The organism is Klebsiella sp. CN_Kp113 (genome assembly GCF_040064585.1).
In the GTDB taxonomy this organism is placed as follows: domain Bacteria; phylum Pseudomonadota; class Gammaproteobacteria; order Enterobacterales; family Enterobacteriaceae; genus Klebsiella; species Klebsiella michiganensis.
This window is the reverse complement of record NZ_JBEAID010000072.1, coordinates 37,506-53,020: the sequence shown is the minus strand read 5'-3', so window position 1 is coordinate 53,020 and position 15,515 is coordinate 37,506. Positions and strand designations below refer to the sequence as shown.

Below are 15,515 nucleotides of genomic sequence, written 5' to 3'. Positions count from 1 at the left end.
GCTAGCGGCCGCCGCGAATCAGGCCGCCGAGTCCGCGTCGCTCCATAAAAGCCGCGACCTGATGGCGCACTTCGGCGGTCATCTGCGCTTCCAGGCTACGCTGGGAAAGCTCCTGGGCTTCATTGATATCGATGCGCCGCAGCAAATACTTCACTCTCGCCACCGAACGACCGTTCATCGACAGATGACGATAGCCCATACCAATCAGGATCGTCACGCACATCGGATCGCCCGCCATTTCGCCACACAGGCGCAGGTCGATACCAAAACGCTCGGCGTCGCGGGCGATCATCGCCAGCGCCCGCAGTACCCCCGGATGCAGGCTGTCATACATACTGGCGACCCGGGTGTTGTTGCGATCCACCGCCAGAATGTACTGGGTCAGATCGTTGGTGCCAACGGAGATAAAATCAACGCGGTTCGCCAGCTGCGGCAGCATAAAGACCATCGACGGCACTTCCAGCATCACGCCAAGACGCGGGCGGGGAATGGCGTAGCCGATCATCTCTTCCACTTCGCGGCTGGCGCGATCGATCAGGCGACGAGCCTCATCCACTTCATCCAGGCTGGTGACCATCGGTAGCAGGATGCTGAGGTTTCCGGTTGCCGCGTTGGCCCGCAGCATCGCGCGGACCTGTACCAGAAAGATCTCCGGCTGATCGAGCGTGATCCGAATACCGCGCCAGCCAAGGCACGGATTCTCTTCGCTGATCGGCATATACGGCAGCTGTTTATCCGCGCCGATGTCCAGCGTGCGCAGCGTCACCGATTTCTCGTTGAACATCTGCAGCATGCCCTGATACTGGGCAACCTGCTCCTCTTCGGAAGGGAAGCCGCTTTGCAGCATAAAGGGGATTTCGGTACGGTAAAGACCGATACCGTCGACGAAATTGCCGAGTTTTTCTTCATGCTCGGGGCTCAGGCCCGCGTTGAGCATGACTTTTACCCGCTCGCCGCTTTTCAGTTCGGAAGCGCGTTCAAGATCGTCCTCGGCCAGGCGGCTAAGCTCGTTCTCTTCGCTGATCAGGCGCTGATACTCTTGCAGCAGCACCGGCTCGGGATCGACCAGCAGCTCGCCGCGATAGCCGTCGACAATCAGCGTATGGCCGTGCAGCAGCGAAGGCTGAATATCCGCCCCCATCACCGTCGGAATGCCCAGCGCGCGCACCATAATCGCGGCGTGGGAGTTCGCCGCGCCATCGCGCACCACCACGCCGGCTAAACGATCCTGAGGAACCTCCGCTAAGGTGGTGGCCGACAGTTCATCCGCCACCAGCACGATGCGCTCCGGCCAGGTATTGGGCCCCTGGATACTGTCATCGAGATGGAAAAGCAGCCGCTGGCCCAGCGTGCGCAGATCGCCCGCGCGCTCTTTCAGGTAGCCGTCGCTGAGCGCGGCAAACTGTTCGGCGAATTTCTCGATGATCTTCTTCACCGCCCATTCGGCCACCGCGCCTTTATCCACTTCAGCGAACAGCTCGCGGCGCAGGCGCGCGTCGGAAAGCAGGTGCGAATAGAGGTCAAAGATGGCCGCCGTCTCTTTCTGCGCGCCGGCAGCGTAGCGTTTGCTGTAGCGGCGAAACTCATTCGCCGCCTCTTCCAGCGCGCCGGTCAGCCGCTCGCGCTCGGAAGCGGTATCGAGCGTCGAGGCTTCATAAACCTGCTCCATCAGCGGCAGGCTGACGTCCATCCAGCCTTCGGCAATCGCCACGCCTGACGAGGCGGGCAGCGCGCGGATGCGGGTCTGACGATATTGACCAAACAGCGCGTTCAGCTGGGATTGAGAGAGAATGCCGGCGATTTGCGTGGCCAGGGTGACCAGGAAGGACTCTTCGCTTTCGTCAAACTGGCGCAGTTCGCGCTGCTGCACAACCAGCACGCCGAGCAGCTGACGCCGCTGGATAATCGGCACGCCGAGGAAGGCGCGAAAGCGGCCCTCTTTGACCGCGGGAATATATTTAAAGCTGGGGTGCTTTTGCGCGTCGGCGAGGTTAATGGGTTCGGCCAGGCGGCCAACCAGGCCCACGAGGCCTTCGTCAAAAGCGAGCGCAACGATGCGCCCGCGCGGCTTTTTCAACCCGCGCGTCGCCATCAGGTAATAACAGCGTCGGTCATTGTCAGCCAGATAAACCGAACAGACTTCCGTCTCCATCGCGGCGCAGATATCGGTGACCAGGATATCCAGCGCCTCGTTTAAACGCGGCGCACTCGCGACCTTCTCGACTATTTCTCGCAACCGAGTGAGCATAATGTGCGTGGCTTAACCTCTTTTACGTCGATATGCAGGCGCGCTTTGCGGCTTAGGCGTGCTTTCCGCCAGCGCCATGGTGACGCTGGCAAACTCTTTCATCACCCTGCGGTATACGTCGCGCTTAAACGACACCACCTGACGCACCGGGTACCAGTAGCTTACCCATCGCCAGCCATCAAACTCAGGTGTACTGCTGGTTTGCATATTGACATCCGCATCGCTGCCGATCAATTGCAGGAGAAACCACTTCTGTTTCTGGCCGATACATACCGGCTTTGTGTCCCAACGCACCAAACGTTTAGGCAATTTGTAACGCAACCAGTTACGGGTTGAAGCAAGGATCCGCACATCTTTACGGCTTAGCCCAACTTCTTCGAACAATTCCCGATACATCGCCTGCTCTGCTGATTCCCCTGGATTTATGCCCCCTTGCGGGAACTGCCACGAGTGCTGACCATAGCGCCTGGCCCACATAACCTGGCCCTGGCGATTACAGATTACAATACCGACATTTGGGCGGTAGCCATCGTCATCAATCACCGGACTACCTCAAAATAAGCTTCAATGTGAATGATTGTTTCACACTCGTTGGAAACGGTAAACCACTCTGTGAGGGGGATGAGATCGAATAACATTTGAATAACTCACAGTAATACCCGGAGTTATAAACAGCGAAAGCCATACCCGGACGATTTTATTCACTTTTTCTGTGGATAGAGTTGTGAAGAAGTACGGAATTAACCAGGGAAAACCCGGAATCATCCGAACAGCGTAGCGATAGCACCTGATTATAATGACCTAATTTTCATAAAGTTAGCATGTTAAAATTTCATAATTCACAGTATAACGTGACGATCATCACATAAGAGATCCTGGAACTGATGAAAGATCGAGCAATGTTGGTTTTATCCACAGATTACGCATGTGCTCTGGGCATATTTTGTCTAAAAACTCGATTTTCATCTCACGTCAAGGCTGTAAATGGAAACAGTAGTGGGGCTTTTCCCCAGTTATCCCATTTTTCTGTGGATAACAGGGTGTAAGATCCTGTTCATTGTCGGTGACCAGTTCTGGAAAACCCGGTTTCACCATTTTCACCGTGGCAAAAAATCGCAAAAAAAACCATATGAATCATCAAATTGTCATACTTACTCAAGAAAAGGTAAACTCTATCCACAACGGATGAAATTACTGCTCACTTTTTAGCCAGAGGTTTTACGCTATGCCGACCATCGCGCCGCTCTTATCCCCCCCGCAAAGCCAGGAGCAGCTTCTGGCCCAGGCGCAGCAGCTGGCAGGCTATTCGCTGGGGGAGCTGGCCCAGCTTGCCGGGATTGCGATTCCGCGCGATTTAAAACGTGATAAAGGCTGGATCGGCATCCTGCTGGAGATATGGCTTGGCGCCAGCGCAGGCAGCAAGCCGGAGCAGGATTTCGCCGCCCTCGGCGTCGAGCTGAAAACCATCCCCATCGATTCATCAGGTCGCCCGCTGGAAACCACCTTCGTCTGCGTCGCGCCGCTGACCGGCAACAGCGGCGTCACCTGGGAGAGCAGCCACGTGCGTCATAAGCTCAAGCGGGTACTGTGGGTACCGGTAGAGGGCGATCGCGCGATTCCTTTGGCCGAACGCCGCGTCGGCGCACCGCTGCTGTGGAGCCCCAGCGAAGAAGAAGATCGCCAGCTGCGTATGGATTGGGAAGAGCTGATGGATTTGATCGTCCTCGGCCAGGTCGAGCGCATCACCGCCCGCCACGGCGAAGTGCTGCAGCTGCGCCCGAAAGCGGCAAACAGCAAAGCGCTGACCGAGGCGGTGGGCGCCCGCGGCGAACCGATCCTCACCCTACCGCGCGGTTTCTATCTGAAGAAAAACTTTACCGCCGCCCTGCTCGCCCGCCATTTCCTTCTCTCCTCGAAATAACGGCCTGGAGATGATTAATTTTTTGTTCTGCCGTGGCGGTTGCATATAATCGCATCTTTCTATTTTGCAGGACTTTGAACGATGTTATTTGCATGGGTAACCGATCCTAACGCCTGGCTGGCGCTTGGTACGCTGACGCTGCTGGAGATAGTGCTCGGGATCGATAATATTATTTTCCTCTCTCTGGTGGTGGCAAAACTGCCCACTGCGCAACGGGCACACGCCCGCCGTATTGGGCTGATGGGGGCGATGATCATGCGTCTGGCGCTGCTGGCGTCAATCGCGTGGGTCGTCAAGCTCACTAATCCTCTCTTTACCGTGCTAGGCCAGGAGATCTCGTTTCGCGATCTGATCCTCCTGCTGGGCGGGCTGTTCCTGATCTGGAAGGCGAGTAAAGAAATTCACGAATCCATTGAAGGCGAAGAAGAAGGGCTGAAAACCAACGTCCATTCATTTATGGGCGCCATCGTGCAGATTATGCTGCTGGATATTATTTTCAGCCTCGATTCGGTGATCACCGCCGTCGGGCTGTCGGATCATCTGTTTATTATGATGGCGGCAGTGGTTATCGCGGTGCTGGTGATGATGGTTGCCGCCCGTTCGATAGGCGATTTTGTTGACCGCCATCCTTCGGTGAAAATGCTGGCGCTGTCGTTTTTGATCCTCGTCGGCTTTACGCTGATGCTCGAAAGTTTCGACGTGCACGTGCCGAAAGGCTACATCTATTTCGCGATGTTCTTTTCGATTGCGGTTGAAAGTCTCAACCTGCTGCGCAATAAAAAAAATCCGCTGTAGCCCGCTAAAATGCAGCCCTGAAACGGGCTGCAATTCTTTTTTAAGACTTAACTGCTTTTTATGTCTCACAAATCAGGCTATTAATATACTGGTACGAGGTGCGGCTATAATAGGGGTGATAGCGATGAAAAAATGGGCAGTATTGATTTCCGCCGTAGGACTGGCGTTCTCGGTTTCCGGTTGCAGCAGCGATTACGTCATGGCAACCAAAGATGGTCGCATGATTCTGACCGACGGCAAACCCGCCATAGACGACGACACCGGCCTTATCAGCTACGAAGATCAGCAGGGTAATAAAATGCAGATCAATCGTGACGACGTTTCGCAGATTATTAAACGTTAAGTCCCGCCGTCAGGTCGCGATTTAGCGTTTTATCGCACCGTTGAGCAGCGTTCTTTATTCTTCAGCATTCAGAGAAAAGTCGGGATACACCTGATCTGTCCGCGAGGATTCATCAGGCCGGATTCCGTCAGCCCGGCTTTTTTGATTTTTTTACTTCCCCTTTTTCTCCCCCTCTGCCATTTTTATATTCCTTTGTCGGGGAACGCCTGACCTTGTTGATAAAAAAGGAAGCCGGCTATGCAGTATCACCGTATCCCACACAGTTCTCTTGAAATCAGCACGCTGGGGCTGGGCACAATGACGTTTGGTGAGCAGAATAGCGAGGCAGACGCGCACGAGCAGCTCGATTACGCGGTGAGTCAGGGCATTAACCTGATTGACGTCGCGGAAATGTATCCCGTCCCGCCGCGCCCGGAAACCCAGGGCCTGACGGAAACCTACATCGGTAACTGGCTGGCGAAGCGCGGTAATCGCGAAAAGCTGATTATCGCCTCTAAAGTGAGCGGCCCTGCCCGCAATAACGACAGCAGCATTCGTCCTGACCACAAGCTGGATCGTAAAAATATCCGCGAGGCGCTGCACGACAGCCTGAAGCGCCTGCAGACCGATTATCTCGACCTCTATCAGGTACACTGGCCGCAGCGCCCGACCAACTGTTTCGGCAAGCTGGGCTACACCTGGGCCGATTCCGCCCCGGTCGTCACCCTGCTGGATACGCTGGACGCGCTGGCCGAATTCCAGCGCGCCGGCAAGATTCGCTATATCGGGGTCTCTAACGAAACGGCGTTTGGCGTGATGCGCTATCTTCATCTGGCGGACAAGCACGACCTGCCGCGCATCGTGACGATCCAGAACCCGTACAGCCTGGTGAACCGCAGCTTTGAAGTGGGCCTGGCGGAAGTCAGCCAGTATGAAGGCGTGGAGCTGCTGGCCTATTCCTGCCTGGCGTTCGGCACGCTGACCGGGAAATACCTCAACGGCGCAAAACCGGCAGGCGCACGCAATACGCTGTTCAGCCGTTTTACGCGCTACAGCGGCGAGCAGACGCAAAAAGCGGTGGCAGCCTATGTCGATATCGCGAAGCGGCACAACCTTGACCCGGCGCAGATGGCGCTGGCCTTCGTACGTCGTCAGCCGTTTGTCGCCAGCACCCTGCTGGGCGCGACCACCATGGAGCAGCTGAAAACCAACGTCGAAAGCCTGCATCTGGAGCTGAGCGCAGAGGTTTTAGCCGAGATTGAAGCGGTGCATCAGGTTTATACCTACCCGGCACCGTAAGGCCGTAAAAGCTCCCGGAGGCGATGCTACGCATCTGTCCGGGCTACAAGTTCGTGCGGTTTGTAGCCCGGACAGGCGCTACGCGCCGCCTCCGGGAGATTATTTACGCCGTCCCCAAATCCACAGGGCAGTAATCGCCAGGGCGAACACCACGCCAAAGCCAATCCCTACGCCGACGACAGGAATACCGATGCTCACCGCCAGCGAATAGAGGCCCAGCATCAGCAGCATCGCCACGTTTTCGCCGAGGTTCTGCACCGCGATAGCGTTGCCCGCGCCGACCGTATGTTTCCCTCGCTCCTGCAGCAGGGCGTTAAGCGGCACGATAAAGAAGCCGCCGAACGCGCCGAGCAGCAGCAGCAGGGCAAACGCCGGCAGCAGCGCCTGCTGGATGGCGAAAAAGATGACCGCCACGCCAATCAATATCCCGGCGGGCATGCAGCGCGACACCGTTTCCAGCGTCACCAGCTTCGCCGCCGCGCCGGCTCCCAGCACAATCCCCACCGCCACCATCGCGTTAAGGTAGGTCGGCATGGCGTTGCTGGTAATGCCCAGCGCCGCCGGCACCCACAGCACCAGCAGGAAGCGCAGCGTCACGCCCGCTCCCCAGAACAGGCTGGTGCCGACTAACGAAAAGCGGGTCTCACCGTTGCGCCATAGCGTCGTACAGGCGCTAAAGAAGCTGTGGGTCATCGGCCTGAAACGCCATGATTGCCCGGGACGCGCCGCCGGCAGCTTCGGGATCCACAGGTTGGCAACCACCGCGCCGGCGTACACCACCGCGCAGACGCCGAGCGCCGCCATGATATGCCAGTCCGCCAGGATACCGCCCGCCATCGAGCCGAGCAGGATCGCTGCAATGGTCGAGGACTCCATCAGGCCGTTCGCTTTCACTAACTTATCGCCGGTGGTCAGCTCGCCGAGAATGCCGTATTTAGCCGGAGAATAGGCGGCAGCGCCGATGCCCACCAGCGTATAGCCAATAAACGGATTCACGCCAAAGCAGATGCACCCCGCGCCGATCAGCTTCAGGCCGTTCGCCACCATCATCACCCGTCCTTTGGCAAAGCTATCGGCAAACTGTCCGACAAACGGCGCGAAGAGAATGTAAGCGCCCACAAACAACATCTGTAATACCGGTTGACTCCACTCCGGGTAGAACAGCTGCTTCATCAGCGCCAGGGTGGCGAACAACAGCGCGTTATCGCCAAACGCCGAAAGAAACTGGGCGCAGATAACCGCCATCATCCCTTTCGAATACAGCGACGTGTTAGTGTGTACTGACTCACTCATTCGAATCTTCCGCCTGTTCAACCATGCCTTTAAGGGTGACAAAGTCCGGCTTGCCGCTGCCCAGTACCGGGAGCTGCTTCAGCCAGCGAATGTCGCGCGGTACCGCCAGCTCCGGTACGCCGTGTTCACGGGCATAGCGCAGCAGTTTTTCACGATTCAGTTCATTATCGGTGGTAAACAGCACCAGCGCCTCGCCTTTGCTGGCATCCTGTTTAATCGCCGTGGCGTGCATTTTGTCCGGCGAAACCGCCAGCGCCACCTGCTCGACCATCTCCAGCGACACCATCTCACCGGCGATTTTGGCAAAGCGCTTCGCGCGTCCCTGAATCCGCACATAGCCCTGTTCGTCAAAGCTGACGATATCCCCGGTGTCATACCAGCCGGCTTCGACTACGCCGTGCTGATTTTCCGCCGCGGGCGCTTCCAGCACGCCGGGATTTTCCACCCGCAGATAGCCGTTCATGATGTTCGGCCCTTTAAGCTGTAAACGGCCCCCCTCTTCAATACCGGGCATGGCCAGCAGACGCGCGTCCATCCCCGGCAGAATGCGGCCAACGGTGCCCACTTTCGCCGCCATCGGCACATTGATCGATACCACCGGCGCGCATTCGGTGACGCCGTAGCCTTCAAGAATGCGCAGGCCAAACTTGTCCTGCCAGATCTGCTTTGTGCTTTCCTGCAGCTTCTCCGCCCCGGCGACAACGTAACGCAGGCGATAAAAATCATACGGATTCGCAAAACGGGCGTAGTTGCCAAGGAAGGTGGAGGTGCCGAACAGCACGGTACAGTTGCGGTCATATACCAGCTCCGGCACCACGCGGTAGTGCAGCGGGCTGGGATAGAGAAAGACCTCCGCGCCGGTAAACAGCGGGGTCAGCAGGCCGACCGTCAGGCCAAAGGAGTGAAACAGCGGCAGCGCCGACATAAAGCGGTCGTTGGCGGTAAAGTCGGCAATGGTTTTAATCTGCTCGACGTTGGCCAGCAGGCTCTTGTGGCTATGCACGACCCCTTTCGGATTGCCTTCCGAGCCGGAGGTAAACAGAATCATCGCCGCGTCTTCCGGCTGCTGCGTAACCTGAGCCAGCTTCGGCATCAGCAGATGGCCAAAAATCCACAGCTTATCGGCGGCGGTAACCTCACCTTTTAAATCTTCGAGAAATACCCAGCGTACCTGCGTCAACTGCTCCGGCAGGTGCCAGAGCTTGCCTTTATCGAGGAAGGTGCGGGAGGTAAAGATGGTTTTGATTTCCGCCGCGGTAATGGCGCTGCTCAGGCCTTTGACCCCGGCGGTATAGTTCATCATCGCCGGGATTCGTCCGCGGGCGATCGCGCCAAAAATCACCGCCGCGCTTATTCCGGCGTTCGGCAGCATCAGGCCGATTTTTTCGCCCTGGGTGCTGTATTTTTCCAGAATGCGCGCCACGAAGAGGGTTTTGGTCAGCAGCTTACGGTAGGTGTCCGGCTGAAAATTGATATCTTCCACGCAGTGTTTGCGCGCGCCGAAGCGGTCCTGGGCCGCCAGCAGCGACTCATACAGCGTTTCGCGCGGGCGCACCGCCATCCGCGCCTCCATCATGATCTGATGCAGCATTTCACCGGCAATTTTACGCCGGTCGCGGGCGCGCGGCGCATCGGGCATCGGCAGATGCGTCGGCGGCAGCAGATGCAGCTGAATGCGTGGGAACAGGCGGCGCTTGACCAGCCCCTTCAGGCGGCTAAAGGGGGTTAATTCAGCGCCTTCGATTCTCAGCGGCACGATGGTCGCCTGCGACTTCGCCGCCACAAAGGCGGCGCCGTCGTAAATTTTCATCAGCGAACCGCTCACCGAGATCCGCCCTTCCGGGAAAATCACCACCGGGCGCCCCTGCTCAATCAGGCGGACCAGATGTTTTATCGACATCGGTTTGGTCGGGTCCAGCGGCACAAAATCAATAATCGGCTTTAGCGCGCGCATAAACCAGCGATCGCTGATTGAGGAATAGACCGCAAACACCGGGCGCACCGGCAGGAAAAGCGCCAGCAGTACGCCGTCAATAAAGGAGACATGGTTTGGCGTAATCAGCACCTTTTGCTGGTGCAGCGCCTGGGGGTCACCGGTTAACTTGACCCGGTACAATCCTTTGAAAAGTAGTCTGAAAAATCCCAAAAGCATAACAACTCCGTTTGACCGGTTAATCAGTCAAAGCAGGTTACATGAGAAGGGACGGAAAATGCACCAGGAGGAGCGGAATTCAGGACAAAAAAAACCTGCGCATCTGCGCAGGCTGGTGTAATTAAGTGGTCAACCTGAAGTTGACTCCACCTATCAATACCTCTGGGATAGCCAGAGTATCAATGCAATGAATGGGTAAACCAGCGAACATTCGCAACAGCCAATCGCAAAGTGTAAGCAAAGGTGTGAATTGTCCGTTCCCGGAATCATTCTCCGCACCCCTGTGGGTAACTATTTCACCCGCAACGCTAATCTGCGTCACAATTGCATTAACCCAAAAGTACCAACCCTTGAATCTGCCGCGCTTTCCCGTAACATAAATGCCATGTAAACGCTTACCCTAAAAAAGGCCTGGTATGGCGACTATTAAGGATGTAGCCCGGCTCGCAGGAGTCTCCGTCGCTACCGTCTCCCGCGTTATTAACAATTCACCGAAAGCCAGCGAAGCCTCGCGCCAGTCGGTAGGCGCCGCGATGGAAACGCTAAATTATCACCCCAACGCCAACGCCCGCGCGCTGGCGCAGCAGTCAACGGAAACCGTCGGCCTGGTGGTGGGCGATGTCTCCGACCCCTTCTTCGGCGCGATGGTGAAAGCCGTCGAGCAGGTCGCCTACAATACCGGCAATTTTTTGCTGATCGGTAACGGCTATCACAACCTCCATAAAGAGCGCCAGGCGATTGAACAGCTGATTCGCCACCGCTGCGCGGCGCTGGTGGTCCACGCCAAAATGATCCCCGATGACGAACTGGCCTCGCTGATGCAGCAAATCCCCGGCATGGTGCTGATCAACCGCATCCTGCCCGGCTTCGAGCAGCGCTGCGTGGCGCTGGATGACCGCTACGGCGCATGGCTCGCGACCCGCCACCTGATTCAGCAGGGGCACACCCGCATCGGCTATCTCTGCTCTAATCACGCTATTTCCGATGCTGAAGACCGGCTGCAGGGCTACTGGGCAGCGTTAAAAGAGAGCGATCTGCCGTGCAACGATCGCCTGGTGACCTTTGCCGAGCCCGATGAGAGCGGCGGAGAACAGGCGATAACCGAGCTGCTGGGCCGCGGCAGGAACTTCAGCGCCGTCGCCTGCTATAACGACTCGATGGCCGCCGGCGCGATGGGCGTATTAAACGATAACGGGATTGATGTGCCGCGTGAGATTTCGCTGATTGGCTTTGATGACGTGCTGATTTCGCGCTACGTGCGCCCGCGTCTGACCACCGTACGCTATCCGATTGTCACCATGGCGACGCAGGCCGCGGAGCTGGCGTTAGCGCTGGCGGAGCATCGCCCGCCGCCGGAGATTACCCACCTTTTCAGCCCCACGCTGGTCCGCCGTCACTCGGTGATTGCGCCCCTCGACAGCGATAAATCGTAGCGGTATAAACTGACGGCGCTGGCCGGATAATCCAGGCCTTCGCCGATATACTGCCAGCCAAAACGCTCATAAAAATCGCGGCAGGCGGAGTAGAGAAATAGCTCGGTATAGCCCTGCGCTCTGGCATATCCGATGACGTGCTGCTGTAGTTTTCCCGCCAGCCCCTGCCCGCGCGCCTCAGGCGCCACGTAGAGCGCCGCCATCCACGGATAGAGATCCTGGCGGCTGATTAAATCGCAGCGCCACAGGCCGACGGTGCCCAGCAGCCTCTCGCCCTCCACGGCCACAAAGGTAATGGGCAGCGCTCCCGGCGTCTGGCTATGTTCGACAATGCTGGCGAAGAACGCCCACGGCAGCGCGTCAGCGCCAAACGCTCGCCAGAGCCACTCCGTTACGCATGAAGCGTGCTGCGGCACAGCGTAGAGGGGGTGAATAATCATACCAGCTTTCCCTGAAAAATCGGTACCGATTCAAAGAGATAGCCGTCAAAGTCCGGCGCGTCTTCATCGGAGAGCTCCAGCAGGCTGTTTTTGACATTTTCAAGATGCTGCCACATTGCCTGCCAGGCCCCCATCACATCGCGTCGGCGCAGGGCGGCGAGCAGCGTTTGCCGGTCCCCGAGCCACTTCAGCCGGTACGCCCGGCTGGCGATATGCACGTTGAACTGCTGCCACAGCGGGCTGCTGTCCATCTGCAGCCAGATGCGCTCAACCGTCGCCAGCAGCATCTGATTTTGCGTCGCGCCGGCCAGCACCAGGTGAAACAGCCGGGCGTTATCCTGGCTGGTATCGTTGGCGGCAATCGCCCGCTGTTCCTGCTCGATAATCCGCTTCAGGTTATCGATATCGGCGCGGGTGGCCATTTTGGCGGCAAAAGCGGCGATATTGCTCTCCAGCAGCTGGCGGGCCTGCAGGATTTCGAACGGCCCGACGTCGCTGCTCAACATCTGTTCTTCCTCGCTATCGTCCTCGTGCGGGATGCGCATCACGTACACCCCGGAGCCCTGGCGAATGTCGACCGTCCCCTGCAGCTCCAGCATCAGCAGCGCTTCGCGGACGATGGTCCGGCTCACGCCGTAGGTCTCGGCGATATTGCGTTCCGGCGGCAGGCGCGACCCGATGGGATAGCGCCCCTGCGCAATCTGTGCGCGTAAATCATCACCTATTTCCTGGTAGGGTTTCTTTTCCGGCGGAATGATAGCCTTCTCCACAATATCACCTGTGCGTTATGAGCCTGCGAGTCAATATCGGCCGCTATCTTAGCAAAATTTCAGCCCGGCTAGCGCCACTCATCGTCAATATCCAGCGTCAATTCCCGGCTCTCGCCTAGCTTACGGAACCAGCTGGCGGACGCCTTGGGCCGCCGCGCACGATTATTTTGCAGATCGATTTCAATCAGCCCGTAGCGATTTTTAAACGCGTTCATCGGCGAAACGTTGTCGGTAAACGCCCACAGCATGTAGCCGTGACAGTTGGCCCCTGCTTCCCGCGCGCGCAGCGTTTGCCACAGATGCTCGCTGATAAAACGGATCCGGTAGTCGTCGGCGATGGTGCCTTCACCATTGCGAAACTGCCCTTCGTTTTCCACGCCCATGCCGCTTTCCGCCACGAACCACGGAATATTGCGGTAGTCCTGCTTGATCCGCATCGCCATATCAAAAACGATTTGCGGATAAATCTCCCAGCCGCGGGAGTGGTTCATCCGCCGCCCCGGTAGCTCAAAGGGCTCATAGTAGTAAGCCGGATGGAACGGCGTCTGCGGATGCCAGGCGCGCGATGGAGCCTTAACCCGATGCGGGTAGTAGAGATTAATCCCCAGCTCATCAACGGTGTTGTCGCGGATTATCGCCAGCTCCTCCGCGTCATAATCCCAGGAGACCCCGTGCTGTTCGAGCAGAGCCAGTAGCTCAGGCGGGTAGAGGCCGTGGACCAGCGGATCGAGGAAAACCCGGTTATAAAACAGATCGTAGCGTTCGGCGGCGCGTACATCGTGCGACGCTTTTGAGCGCGGATAGGTGACCTCCGGGTTAAGAATGCAGCCTACCGTGCCGCGATAGCCTTTCTCGCGAAACAGCCGGACCACTTTTGCCGTCGCCAGCACCTTGTGGTGATTCCACTGCATCCAGGTGCCGGTGTTCTGCTCGTAAGGCCAGCGCAGCGCATCCAGATAAACGCGGGTCTGCACCACGATCGGTTCATTGAAGGTGAACCAGCGCGTGACTTTGTGGTGATAGCGGGCGAACACTTTCTCCGCGTACTGCACAAACAGCTCAACCACCTTTTTTGACGCCCAGCCGCCGTACTGCTCCAGCAGATAGCCGGGGAGTTCATAGTGCTCAAGACAGATCATCGGCTCGATGCCGTTGGCCAGCAGTTCATCGAACAACTGGTCGTAGTACGCCGCATAGTCTTCATCGACCGTGACGTTTTCATAATCGGTGAGAAAGCGCGACCAGTTAATCGACGTGCGGTAGTGTGTCAGCCCCGCCAGCTTCATCAACTGCACGTCTTCGCGGAAGCGGTTGATAAAATCGGTCGCCACCGCCGGGCCGTAGCCGTTATGCCAGACGCGGCGGTCGTTCTTGTACCAGAGATCCGGCCAGGAATCCTGGCCCGCTTTCTTACCGCTCCAGCCCTCGGTTTGCCACGCGGAAGCGGCGGCGCCGAGGATAAAGTCGCGGGGGATCGCCATCTTTACTGTCGTCATTGTGTCCTCATATCTGTTGGCTGGCCTGGTCGTTCTCTGCCTGGCGCTGAGCGTTTTCCGCGCGGCGGGAGGCTATTTTGACGAACGGCAGATAGATCAGCACCGCGGTCAGGATGCAGATAAGCTGCGTCACCACCGCCCCCATCGAACCCGCCGTAGAGAGCCAGGCGTTGATCAGCGGCGGGGTGGTCCACGGCACCATCACCACCGCTTTACCGGCAAAGCCGGCGGCGGTCGCGAAGTAGCCGATGCTGCCGGTCACCAGCGGCGTAATGATAAAAGGGATCGCGAGGATCGGATTGAGCATGATCGGCATGCCGAAAATCACCGGTTCGTTAATATTGAACAGACCCGGCCCAATCGACAGCTTGGCGATCTCTTTCATCTCTTTGCGTTTGGTGGCGATCATGACCGCGATCAGCAGGCCAATCGTCAGCCCCGATCCGCCGATGCTCATATAAACGTCCCAGAACGGCATGGTGATGATATTAGGCACCTCTTTGCCCTGCTCAAAGGCGCTCATATTGACGGTGATGGCTCCCAGCAGCAGCGGTTCGCGGATCGGTTTGATCATCTGGTTGCCGTGGATACCGATAACCCAGAACAGCTGCGCGACAAACATCAGCAGCAGGATCCCCGGCAGGCTTTGCACCACCCGCTCCAGCGGCTGCTGCACCACCTGATAGACCGCGTCATACAGGTACATGCCGGTGGCCTGATGGAAAATAAAGCCAAAGGTGGCAATCACCGTGGTGGTGATAATGGCCGGGATCAGGGCGGAGAACGACGCCGATACGTTGGGCGGCACGGTATCCGGCATCTTGATCTTCAGCCCCTTGCGGCCCTCCAGCCAGCAGTAGATCTCCACCGACAGAATGGCGATAAACATACCGAGGAACAGGCTACGGGTATCGGAAAACTGGCGCAGCAGCACATCTTTCACTTCATGCATTTGCCCGTCGACCATCATTTCGACGGTGGTCGGCGTCACGCAGATAAAGCAGATCACCGCCAGCAGACCGGGGAACAGGCTCTTGATGCCGTTAATCCGCCCCAGCTCGATGCCGATAAGAAAGACCGCGCCAATATTGAGAAAGTTAAGGGTGGCGTAGTTGATCGCGCTGGTAATGGGTTTCAGCGCCGCCAGAAAAGAGAGCGCCTGAAAGCTGGCGAGTCCGTTTTTCGGATCCAGCACCATATTGGAGATCAGCACCGAAAAGGCGCCGACGATGATCACCGGCATCAGGGTAATAAAAGCGGATTTTATCGCCATGATGTAGCGGTAGCTGTTGAATTTCGTGGCGAAACTCCCCAGTGAGTCGATCAGTTTGTCCTGCAATGCCATA

General features: G+C 57.5%; 13 protein-coding genes and 1 pseudogene. 6 read left to right on the top strand and 8 right to left on the bottom strand.

From position 1 onward, the window contains the following. Window position 1 precedes the first annotated feature (1 nt). Both ptsP and rppH read right to left on the bottom strand, forming a co-directional pair. Window positions 2-2,248, bottom strand: coding sequence for a phosphoenolpyruvate--protein phosphotransferase (gene ptsP / locus ABLV30_RS28395; RefSeq protein ID WP_014226660.1), 2,247 nt, complete (start codon window positions 2,246-2,248; stop codon window positions 2-4). Window positions 2,249-2,260: 12 nt separating this feature from the next. After that, window positions 2,261-2,791, bottom strand: coding sequence for an RNA pyrophosphohydrolase (rppH, locus tag ABLV30_RS28390; RefSeq protein WP_004124593.1), 531 nt, complete (start codon window positions 2,789-2,791; stop codon window positions 2,261-2,263). Window positions 2,792-3,244: 453 nt separating this feature from the next. Here rppH and ABLV30_RS28385 point away from each other — a divergent pair. From ABLV30_RS28385 to ABLV30_RS28365, 5 genes and pseudogenes are all read left to right on the top strand, one after another. Next, window positions 3,245-3,385 (top strand): annotated as a pseudogene (locus tag ABLV30_RS28385) (hypothetical protein); the annotation flags it as partial. Between the two features lie 88 nt (window positions 3,386-3,473). Then, window positions 3,474-4,169 (top strand): DNA mismatch repair endonuclease MutH, encoded by a 696-nt coding sequence (gene mutH, locus ABLV30_RS28380; protein ID WP_116279886.1) that lies wholly within the window; start codon window positions 3,474-3,476, stop codon window positions 4,167-4,169. Window positions 4,170-4,250: 81 nt separating this feature from the next. Beyond that, window positions 4,251-4,964 (top strand): TerC family protein, encoded by a 714-nt coding sequence (locus ABLV30_RS28375; RefSeq protein WP_004105253.1) that lies wholly within the window; start codon window positions 4,251-4,253, stop codon window positions 4,962-4,964. Between the two features lie 124 nt (window positions 4,965-5,088). Beyond that, window positions 5,089-5,307 carry a YgdI/YgdR family lipoprotein gene (locus ABLV30_RS28370; protein WP_004105255.1) on the top strand — a complete coding sequence of 73 codons (219 nt, stop codon included), beginning with the start codon at window positions 5,089-5,091 and terminating at the stop codon, window positions 5,305-5,307. Between the two features lie 237 nt (window positions 5,308-5,544). Further along, window positions 5,545-6,585: an NADP(H)-dependent aldo-keto reductase gene (locus ABLV30_RS28365; RefSeq protein ID WP_109240830.1), complete on the top strand. Its 1,041-nt coding sequence runs from the start codon at window positions 5,545-5,547 to the stop codon at window positions 6,583-6,585. Between the two features lie 99 nt (window positions 6,586-6,684). Here the strand turns inward: ABLV30_RS28365 and lplT are convergent, their stop codons facing one another. Further along, a complete protein-coding gene (gene lplT / locus ABLV30_RS28360) occupies window positions 6,685-7,878 on the bottom strand; it encodes a lysophospholipid transporter LplT (RefSeq protein ID WP_032694706.1) in 1,194 nt (397 codons plus the stop codon). Continuing rightward, a complete protein-coding gene (aas, locus tag ABLV30_RS28355; RefSeq protein WP_116279885.1) occupies window positions 7,871-10,030 on the bottom strand; it encodes a bifunctional acyl-ACP--phospholipid O-acyltransferase/long-chain-fatty-acid--ACP ligase in 2,160 nt (719 codons plus the stop codon). The genes lplT and aas overlap by 8 nt, the downstream gene beginning before the upstream one ends. Window positions 10,031-10,446: 416 nt before the next feature. On the opposite strand from aas, the gene galR reads away from it, so the two are divergent. After that, a complete protein-coding gene (gene galR / locus ABLV30_RS28350; protein WP_014839434.1) occupies window positions 10,447-11,463 on the top strand; it encodes an HTH-type transcriptional regulator GalR in 1,017 nt (338 codons plus the stop codon). Here galR and ABLV30_RS28345 read toward each other — a convergent pair. The 4 genes from ABLV30_RS28345 to ABLV30_RS28330 all read right to left on the bottom strand — a co-directional run bounded on the left by ABLV30_RS28345 (window position 11,424) and on the right by ABLV30_RS28330 (window position 15,514). After that, on the bottom strand, window positions 11,424-11,903 hold the full coding sequence (locus ABLV30_RS28345; RefSeq protein WP_116279884.1) for a GNAT family N-acetyltransferase: 480 nt from the start codon (window positions 11,901-11,903) through the stop codon (window positions 11,424-11,426). The two genes, galR and ABLV30_RS28345, sit on opposite strands and share 40 nt — an antisense overlap. After that, complete coding sequence (locus ABLV30_RS28340) at window positions 11,900-12,673, bottom strand: GntR family transcriptional regulator (RefSeq protein WP_004105268.1); 774 nt, start codon at window positions 12,671-12,673, stop codon at window positions 11,900-11,902. The genes ABLV30_RS28345 and ABLV30_RS28340 overlap by 4 nt, the downstream gene beginning before the upstream one ends. A gap of 68 nt (window positions 12,674-12,741) precedes the next feature. Then, window positions 12,742-14,169: a glycoside hydrolase family 1 protein gene (locus ABLV30_RS28335; RefSeq protein ID WP_047722969.1), complete on the bottom strand. Its 1,428-nt coding sequence runs from the start codon at window positions 14,167-14,169 to the stop codon at window positions 12,742-12,744. Between the two features lie 7 nt (window positions 14,170-14,176). After that, entirely contained in the window at window positions 14,177-15,514 is a 1,338-nt protein-coding gene (locus tag ABLV30_RS28330; RefSeq protein ID WP_047722968.1) for a PTS transporter subunit EIIC, read from the bottom strand. Between the last annotated feature and the right edge of the window lies 1 nt (window position 15,515).